This is a genomic window from Mesorhizobium sp. M1E.F.Ca.ET.063.01.1.1, assembly GCF_003998155.1.
GTDB lineage: Bacteria > Pseudomonadota > Alphaproteobacteria > Rhizobiales > Rhizobiaceae > Mesorhizobium.
The window spans coordinates 1-1,938 of sequence record NZ_RZSC01000959.1 but is presented as its reverse complement, the minus strand read 5'-3'; the positions used below and the strand labels follow the sequence as shown (position 1 = coordinate 1,938).

Genomic DNA, 1,938 nt, shown 5'->3' with positions numbered 1-1,938 from the left:
TCCATCGCCGCGGCCTGCGACCGCGTGATGCTTTTGCGCGGCGGCGCGATCGAAGCATTCGGCCCGAGCGGCGAGGTGTTGCGGCGGCCCCTCACCGACAAGGGCGCCGACAGGGGCGCACAACGGAACACTGTGGTGACCGGATCATTCGCAACGATGATCCGCGGCACCCCCCACAATGTCCGCCTCGGATCATAGACGATGAGCGCCGAGAGCCTTGCCTGGGAACCACGCACCGACATAAGGCGCGTGGCGTTTACCGGATACGCGGCAACAGCGCTGCTGGTGGGTTGCTTCGGCTATTGGGCGGCCAGCGCGCCGCTGTCCGGCGCGGTGATCACTCCAGGCACGATCTCGGCGACCGGCGGCAACATCCTGATCCAGCAGCCCGAGGGCGGCATCGTCGAGCAACTGCTGGTCCACGAGGGCGACCGCGTGCGGCAGGGCGAGGACCTCATCCTCCTCGACCGAACGGCGGCGCAGGCCGAGCTCAACCGGCTGACGAGGCAGTCGATCGCGCTCAAGGCAACCGCGGCGCGGCTGGGGGCGGAGCGCGACGGACTGGACAGGCTGGCGCCGATCACCGAGGCGGCACCCGCGCCGTTCCAGCAGGATTTCGAGAATCTCATCCGCGAGCAGCAGAAGGAATTCGACGCGAGACTCGCCCGCTTCCGCTCCGAACAGTCGATCATGGCGCAGCGGGTCGCTATGCATCGCGAGTCGGTCGCGGGCCTGAACGCCCAGAAACTCGCCATCGAGCAGCAGACCGATATCGTGAAGAAGGAGCTCGGCATCAAGACCGGCCTCTTGGACAAAGGCCTAACCAACCGCACCGAATATTCGCAGCTTCTGCGCAGCGAGGCCGATCTCGTCGGCCAGGCCGGCGCGATGGAAGCGAACCTCGCCGCGGTCAACACCCAGATCGTCGAAGCCCAGGTGCAAGTCGAGCGCTTGACCACGCAGCGCGTGGAAGAGGCGCTGACCAAGCTCGACGAGGTCCGCACCCATCTCGCCGACATCGCGGAACAGATGCGTGCGGCCGAAGCGGTGCTTCAGCGCACGACGATCAAGGCGCCGGCAGCGGGCATCGTGGTGTCGTCGACCTATAATTCGAAGGGCAGCGTGATCGCGCCGGGCGAGAAGATCATGGAGATCCTGCCCACGGCATCGGGCCTCAACGTCGATGCCAAGCTGCGGCCGAAGGACATCGACCAGGTGCGCGTCGGCCAGAAGGCGAAGCTCAGGCTGTCGGCGCTCAACATGCGGCTGACGCCCGAGGTGTCAGCCACGGTGATGGAGATCTCCGCCGACCGGCTGGTCGATCAAACCACGCACGAACCCTATTTCCGCGCCAAGCTGAGGATCGCCGACGCCCTGCCGCCCGGCGTCAAGCCCGAGCAGCTCTATCCCGGAACGCCGGTCGAGGCCTTCATCAGCACCGGCGACCGGACTTTCTTCGAGTACCTCGTGCGACCGATGCTGGATTCGTTCGCGCGTGCATTCGCGGAGAGGTAGATGCCGCTCCTGCGTCGGCCTTCCAAACCAGGGCTTGTTTCCCGTCCCGATAACTCTGGCAGTATTCACTCTATCTTGCCGTCCACGATATGGATCTGGCGGTCCATGCGCCCCGCCATGTCGAGGTCATGCGTTACCGCAACGACCGTCTTGCCACGTTCGCGCACCAGATTCTCCAGGATCGCGAACACCTGTTCCGAACTCTTGGAATCGAGGCTTCCGGTAGGCTCGTCGGCAAGGATCAGGGGTGGATCATTGGCAAGCGAACGGGCTACGGCCACGCGCTGGCGCTGACCGCCCGAGAGCTGGTCCGGCCGTTTGTCGAGATGCTCGCCAAGCCCCAGCGACGCGAGCAATTCGCCGGCCCGCTCGTGCATTGCAGGCCGCGCAAGCCGGCCGAGCTTGCGCATCGGTATCTCGACA

General features: G+C 65.6%; 2 protein-coding genes and 1 pseudogene. 2 read left to right on the top strand and 1 reads right to left on the bottom strand.

Annotated elements, in window-relative coordinates; genetic code table 11:
- Positions 1–198, top strand: a pseudogene (locus EOA29_RS42435) (type I secretion system permease/ATPase); the annotation flags it as partial.
- A gap of 3 nt (positions 199–201) precedes the next feature.
- Positions 202–1,515: an HlyD family type I secretion periplasmic adaptor subunit gene (locus EOA29_RS34780; protein ID WP_126094658.1), complete on the top strand. Its 1,314-nt coding sequence runs from the start codon at positions 202–204 to the stop codon at positions 1,513–1,515.
- A 65-nt stretch (positions 1,516–1,580) separates the two neighbouring features.
- On the opposite strand, the gene EOA29_RS34775 is transcribed toward EOA29_RS34780, so the two are convergent.
- Positions 1,581–1,938 (bottom strand): ATP-binding cassette domain-containing protein (locus EOA29_RS34775; RefSeq protein WP_127222280.1); only part of this gene is annotated, 358 nt, incomplete at its 5' end.

Bases quoted from the DNA above. Each gene is read 5' to 3' on its own strand.
- EOA29_RS34780 (WP_126094658.1), top strand. From the start codon at position 202: ATGAGCGCCGAGAGCCTTGCCTGGGAACCACGCACCGACATAAGGCGC.